The organism is Okeania sp. SIO1H4 (genome assembly GCF_010672695.1).
Classification (GTDB): Bacteria; Cyanobacteriota; Cyanobacteriia; order Cyanobacteriales; family Microcoleaceae; genus Okeania; species Okeania hirsuta.
Genome location: NZ_JAAHGB010000135.1, coordinates 1 through 6,640, shown reverse-complemented (window position 1 = coordinate 6,640; position 6,640 = coordinate 1). Strand labels below are relative to the sequence as shown.

The 6,640-nt window shown below is 36.6% G+C and carries 8 protein-coding genes; 7 read left to right on the top strand and 1 reads right to left on the bottom strand.

What is annotated here, in order from left to right:
- A partial coding sequence (locus F6K06_RS32895) for a hypothetical protein (protein ID WP_287323351.1) occupies positions 1 to 242 on the top strand: 242 nt, incomplete at its 5' end.
- A gap of 111 nt (positions 243 to 353) precedes the next feature.
- On the opposite strand, the gene F6K06_RS32890 is transcribed toward F6K06_RS32895, so the two are convergent.
- Entirely contained in the window at positions 354 to 506 is a 153-nt protein-coding gene (locus tag F6K06_RS32890) for a hypothetical protein (RefSeq protein WP_161564551.1), read from the bottom strand.
- Here F6K06_RS32890 and F6K06_RS32885 point away from each other — a divergent pair.
- The 6 genes from F6K06_RS32885 to F6K06_RS32860 all read left to right on the top strand — a co-directional run bounded on the left by F6K06_RS32885 (position 487) and on the right by F6K06_RS32860 (position 5,898).
- Positions 487 to 852 (top strand): transposase, encoded by a 366-nt coding sequence (locus F6K06_RS32885; protein ID WP_124155920.1) that lies wholly within the window; start codon positions 487 to 489, stop codon positions 850 to 852. The genes F6K06_RS32890 and F6K06_RS32885 overlap by 20 nt on opposite strands.
- Before the next feature lie 133 nt (positions 853 to 985).
- Positions 986 to 1,318, top strand: a complete 333-nt coding sequence (locus tag F6K06_RS32880) for a transposase (RefSeq protein WP_339379427.1) — start codon at positions 986 to 988, stop codon at positions 1,316 to 1,318.
- A 507-nt stretch (positions 1,319 to 1,825) separates the two neighbouring features.
- A complete protein-coding gene (locus F6K06_RS32875) occupies positions 1,826 to 2,671 on the top strand; it encodes an Npun_R2479 family HD domain-containing metalloprotein (RefSeq protein WP_124145258.1) in 846 nt (281 codons plus the stop codon).
- Between the two features lie 234 nt (positions 2,672 to 2,905).
- The gene (locus F6K06_RS32870; RefSeq protein WP_287287322.1) at positions 2,906 to 3,046 is read left to right on the top strand and encodes a hypothetical protein; all 141 of its coding nucleotides are present in this window, start codon (positions 2,906 to 2,908) and stop codon (positions 3,044 to 3,046) included.
- A 315-nt stretch (positions 3,047 to 3,361) separates the two neighbouring features.
- Complete coding sequence (locus F6K06_RS32865; protein WP_124145259.1) at positions 3,362 to 4,486, top strand: AI-2E family transporter; 1,125 nt, start codon at positions 3,362 to 3,364, stop codon at positions 4,484 to 4,486.
- A gap of 344 nt (positions 4,487 to 4,830) precedes the next feature.
- A complete protein-coding gene (locus F6K06_RS32860) occupies positions 4,831 to 5,898 on the top strand; it encodes an ABC transporter permease (protein WP_124145260.1) in 1,068 nt (355 codons plus the stop codon).
- Positions 5,899 to 6,640: the final 742 nt, after the last annotated feature.

Sequence of the window (6,640 nt, the reverse complement as noted above, 5' to 3'; positions counted from 1 at the left end):
CACCGTCAACGGGGGTGTTCACGCATTACATGGGGATTCTCACCCCAAGTAATTTTCCTCCTGTCTCCAGTATAGCTGTCTCCTGTCTCCTTCAAAAATATCAAATCATTCGTCACTGTGCAACGCCGATTTTTTGGTCGAAAGAGATTTTTGTTTCTGTCGCAAAACTGCAACTTCAACTTCCCGATGACCGCGCAAATGTTGAGCTAAACATTACACATCTTCCAGAAAAGAGGGAGTAGGCAGACTTGCTGTAGGCAGTAGGGATCCCACCCCTAACCCCGACCGTGGAGGGGAAAGAATTGATAATTTATGTGTAAGAATTGATTTGATTTTTGATTTTTACCAGATGTCTAATCCCAATATCCGGTATCTTCTGGTTCAAATATCGGACCTAACCACAGTAACCCTCCCACAGGTTTTGCCAGCAACCAAGGTTGATGAGCACAGACTGCGGTTTCATTAATTTTCGCAAGTTGTGGTTGAGTGATAGAACAGTGGCTCAATCAGAACAAAACTGGACGTAGGGGAGCATCCAACACCTATAGCAATGTCGCCATGGAGCTAATGGCCACCATTGTTACTTTGTTTAGCTTGGCAGGACGACAAATTGAGGATTTCTTGGAATCTATATTTGAATTGATGGGAATAGACTTGCCAGTACCAGACCATAGTACCTTGTGTCGTCGCTTGAGCAAACTGAACATCAATATACCTATATTACCAGCAACAGAAACCATGCACTTGGTACTAGACTCTACGGGGGTCAAAGTGTATGGTGAGGGAGAATGGAAAACAAGAATTCATGGTGTGGGCGTCGGACATGGCGTAATATCATGTCCGGATAATTAGTGATAAGAAAACTCTCTCCTTCTTCTCCTGTTCTTCTTCTTCCTTCTTCTTTCTTCCCTCCTGACTCCTGACTCCTGAGGACTCCGTAGTTATTTATTTATCACTGTTCAACCGGACATGATATAAGCTCTATTTGGGGGTTTTGGAGGCAACTGGGGAGATAGCTACTGCTATGGTAAGTACCAACGTGAAGCGTGATGATGAAGCTTTTTCTGAGCTACTAGATGGTATAGAAGGAGAAATAGCTCAAGTATCAGGAGACGGGGTATACGACAAGTATAAGTCTGATCAAAAGGCTAGTCAAAGAGGAGCAAAAATCACGATTCCTCCACGAAAAAATGCCGTGATTGGGCAACATGGCAACTGTAAAGCTCCACCCCATCCCAGAGATGAGAACCTCAGACGCATTCGTCAAATAGGACTAAAGAAATGGAAGCATGAAAGTGGTTACCACCGACGCTCCTGATCCGAGACCACAATGTTTCGGCTCAAAGTGATGTTCGCAGGTAAATTACGACGACGGAAATTTAACAATCAAGCAGTGGAGTTATTGATACAATGTGCCCTCCTCAACCGTATAATTACCGTATAATTAAAGATTGTAAGCCAGAAAGTTACAAAGTACAATTCTAGTTCATTCCTCTACAGGGGTGATTTTTGTGATCGCCACCTTCATGCAACAAAGCCTATTTTCTGGTATAATTTTACTTCTCAATTTACTTTCACCCATTTCTATAACCACTCAACACTTATGTTGTAAAGAAAAATTATCGTTTTGTTAGATTTCTTTAAACCATGAAGTAACTCGAATATAAAAATGACCCTGATTTTGCTCTCTGTGTCTCATTACCTTCAGCACTATTTATAATATTAAGTAAGTAAGAATAAATGACGTAAGAAAGCAAAAAAATAACTCAGACAACTACAATTTTTAGAAAAGCCTAAAAAAATCAAAACAAATTAAGAAAAAAATATGTTTAATGCCACTGAAATATTAATTAATTCATTTGTCGAAAAAATTAAAGATGGCTACCGTCGTACTTACGGCGGTCATAAATCTAACTACGAAGAAATTATTGGTTGGGCAGGAAATATGGCACTAGAAAATATTGCCAATAGCGATGCCCTTTACCATAATGTAGAGCATACAATTCTGGTGACTCTTGTAGGCCAAGAAATTCTACGGGGAAAACATATTCGAGAAGGAGGAGTTGCCTGCGAAGATTGGTTACATTATATTATTTCCTTAGTTTGCCATGACATCGGATATGTAAAAGGAGTTTGTCGGGCAGACAAAAAAGGATGGTACGCTACGGGTAGGGATGATGAAATGGTTAATTTGCCATTAGGTTGTACGGATGCTAGTTTAACTCCTTATCATGTGGATCGGGCAAAATTATTTATTAATGAACGATTTGGCGGTCATAAACTAATTGATGTGGGAATAATTAAACATAATATTGAGTTAACACGCTTTCCTGTTCCGAAAGAATCAGATCATCAAGATACTGTTAATCATCCTGGTTTAGTACGAGCGGCAGATTTAATTGGCCAGTTAAGTGACCCCCGCTACCTCAATAAAATTTGTTCTTTATATTATGAATTTGAGGAAATGGGTTTCAATGAAAAAGTAGGGTATAAAAATCCTAGCGATCTGCGCGATAATTATCCGCAATTTTTTTGGCAAGGAGTTCTTCCTTATATAAAAAATGCTCTGAAATATTTGTCACTAACACAGCAAGGTAAGCAAATTATTGCTAACCTTTACTCCAATGTATTTGTAATAGAGCATGATTCTTCTATGAAGGTTGCTGTTTAGAAATTAGGGAGCAGAAAGAAGAAGGAAGAAGGAAGAAGGAAGGAGGAAGAAGGCGTTTAGTTATCTACTAGAGAAGGAAGGACAGAAGCAGCGAAAAATCTAGCATTGTCTGAGTTTTAAGCTTTTGATATGCCCGCGCCTTTTCCTTAAACTGCTATAAAATTTTGTTGAGATAGGCAACAAGAAACAGAAAATATCTCTAATACCATTTCTCAAAAACTTTTCTACATTTTCATGAGTAGGGGACCCACCCCTCGCCCCTCCCCCTCCCAGGAGGGGAAGTGGGTGAGTGGGGTAGAAGTAAACACAAGAATAATTAACATTAACTTGGCTAAAATTAGCAAAAAAGTGATTCGGCTATTTTTAATTACTTAAGAACTGAAGTTTGACCTAAGTATAGCGTTACTTTTGGGAATTGGTATAATGCCAAATTCAGTTATTATTGGCTAATTACTTAAATCCTAAAAACCTTTACCTCTAAAGGTTTAAATTTTTTAATTATTATTTTATACCAGATCATGGATTTAGATAATGTTGCAAATTTTCACAGACAAAAATTTCAGGTGAATATTTCCAATAATCAGTTTGAAGTAATTTGTAACAGGCTAAAATTATATACAAAACTGAGATTTGATAAATGTTGAAGCTGTCTAAGCTATTACCAATTACTAATTACCAATTACTAACTTTATGAATGTCAAATTTTCACCTATTCAACAATTTCTAATTACATGGTTATTATTATTAGTAGCAGGATGGTTGACAATCGGGGCAATTAGTTATGTAGGTGAAATAGTTAGTATTCTAATTACAGCAGGATTAGTGGCATTTTTGTTAAACTATCCAGTATCTAAACTACAAAAAATTTTGCCCCGAAGTTTGGCAGCAGGTTTAGTATATTTAACGGCTGCTTTAATAATATTAGTTATCGGCCTAACTATTGTTCCACCAGTTCTTAACCAAGCTCGACAATTGTGGTTGAAATTTCCAGACTTATTAGAATCGGCCAGATGGCAATTAACAGAATTTCAAACCTGGAGTGAAAATAATAACTTACCCTTTGATTTCGGGATTTTACAACAGCAACTATCAGCAAAAGCTCAAGAAGAAATACAGGCGATCGCTACTACCAGTTTTGGTTTAGTCTTAGGCACAGTTAACTGGTTTTTCGACTTAATTTTAATTTTAGTAATCTCCTTTTATATGCTCTTAGATGGAGAAAGAGTTTGGAATAATCTGACAAGTATTATTGCTCCAAAAGTACGAGATGTATTTACAAAATCCCTAGAAGTTAATCTTCAAAGTTTTATCTCTGGGCAGTTGCTATTAGGGTTATTTATGGCAACTACTTTATCTTTTGCTTTTTGGTTTCTTGGTGTTCCCTATTTTCTACTATTTGCAGTCTTTATCGGGGTAATGGAATTAATTCCATTTATTGGCGCAACTTTGGGCATTGGCACTGTAGGCAGTATAGTAACATTTATTAATTGGTGGTTAGCTTTAAAAGTCTTAATCGTGGCGATCGCTCTCCAACAAATTAAAGATAATATAGTTGCCCCTAGAGTCATGGGTAATTTAACCGGACTTAGCCCAGTAATTATTTTTGCAGCGTTACTATTAGGTGGTAAAATAGGAGGGCTTTTGGGAGTAATATTAGCAATTCCGCTCACTGGAGTTTTAAAAAGTATTGTGGAAGTGGTTCTAAATCCAAAATTACCACCCCAAACAGGCTCTTTCTTTTATAATCCTATGGATGAAGAAAATGAAGTATCAGAAATAGAAATAAAACAATTAAATCAACAAGTTTCTCCCTAACTTATTACGCCTTATTTCTTCCTTTTTATCTCCTTCCTTATCCCTAAATTATTCCTTCTTTCTAACTTTTTAGGCTCGTAGTAGGGCTTTAGCCTTATTATACTTATAATCAATAATCATTCCAGTTAAGATTGAGGCACTTAACCTTGACATAATCCTTAAAAATCAGGGATTTATCCGTCTCATTTTTATTTTAAACTACTATAAGTATTAGGGCTAAAGCCCAACTAAGAACAAAAACCTTATTATTAGTAATTATCCGATAGGGTAACTCCCCTGGAGGGGACAAGCGATATTATTTTCTTACTTATTCCTTCTTACTTATTACTTCTTACTTCTTAAATATGAAATGGTGGAAAAATCTTAAAAAAAATCCTTTAGCAAGATTTGGTGCATTATTACTATTAATTTTTTATCTGGTAGTAATTGCTGCTGACTTTATTGCTCCATACGACCCCTACACATCTCAACCCAATGGTTCCCTACTACCACCTACTCAAATTTACTGGCAAAACCAAGCAGGTGAGTTTATTGGACCCCACGTTTATCCCACAACTCAAGGACCAGTAGATTTAGAAACTGGACTCCGCGAGTTAAACGTAGACTTGAGTAAACCATCTCTTCTGAATTTATTTGTCAAAGGAACACCCTATAAACTCTTGGGTATTTTGCCTTTGGATCGACATTTATTCGGAACCACAGGTGAAGGGAAATTTAACTTATTAGGTACTGACGAACAAGCGCGAGACCAATTTAGCCGTTTACTTTTTGGTGGTAGGATTAGTTTATTTATTGGTTTAGTAGGAATTACTATCTACTTTCCCCTGGGAATGATTATTGGTGGAATTTCTGGTTACTTTGGTGGTTGGATAGATAGTATTTTGATGCGTTTCGCTGAAGTATTAATGACAATTCCAGGTATTTATTTATTAGTGGCACTTGCTGCTGTATTACCTCCTGGTTTAACCAGTGCTCAAAGATTTCTCTTAATTGTGGTTATTACTTCATTTATTAGTTGGGCAGGGTTAGCTAGGGTCATTCGGGGACAAGTATTATCTATCAAAGAACGAGAATTTGTGCAAGCGGTAAGGGCGATGGGGGCAAATTCTTTTTATATTATTGTGCGTCATGTATTACCCCAAACAGCAACTTATGTAATTATTTCGGCAACTTTAGCTATTCCTAGTTTTATTATCTCAGAATCAGTTTTAAGTTTGATTGGTTTAGGTATTCAACAACCAGACCCCTCCTGGGGAAATATGTTATCTTTGGCCACGAATGCTTCTATTTTAGTGTTACAACCTTGGTTAGTATGGCCTCCAGCATTATTAATTATTCTAACTGTATTAGCTTTTAATTTATTAGGAGATGGGTTGCGAGATGCTCTAGATCCACGAAATTTACAACGCTAATTTACCAATGGATAATTGATAATTAATAATGGATAATTACTTCTGGTTAAAACCGTGAGGGAATTGAATATAAGGAAATATCCTAGAACTTTTTTTCCAAGAGAAAGGGGAGGCTAATAAAGCTGAATAATTAATAATTAGGGTTTGCTGAAAAAGTCTTTGAGTAGGGGTAGGAGTCAGGAGTCGTAGGGGCGATTTCCTCCGGAATGCTGCGCAAACGCGAATTGCCTGTACAGGATAAATGGGAATTTAGAGGAGGTCGTCGGAAAAATTCTCCCTTAATTTTTCTTTCCTAGTCAGCCTTTTATGCTAACTTTTTGAACCTTTTCGACCTAAAAGCTTGTACTTTTTCCAGACCTAAAAAGGCACTTATCTTTATCTGTCAATGCTTTTAGATTTAATCAGCAAGCCCTAATTATTCGGTAAAGTTGAAACTTCAAAAAAGAAGAGGAATGAATTTAGACTATGTTGACACTTTTACAAACATCAAACTCTTCAGCTATATACTCACTCCCTTGGCTTGAACAGGGAGGAATTTTAGGGATTGCAATAGTTTTAGGATTCTTTTTATATCTGTTAGTATTCTCGGTTCTAAAGTCTTTCTTTCGCCGTTCAAGCAATGAAATAGGTATTTTAACTATAAATAAATATTTTGCAAACTCCTCTACTAATACTTGTTGTCATAATTGCTCTAAAAGTATTAACTTACAGTTTAGGGGTGTTAGAAAATTTACCTTTCATT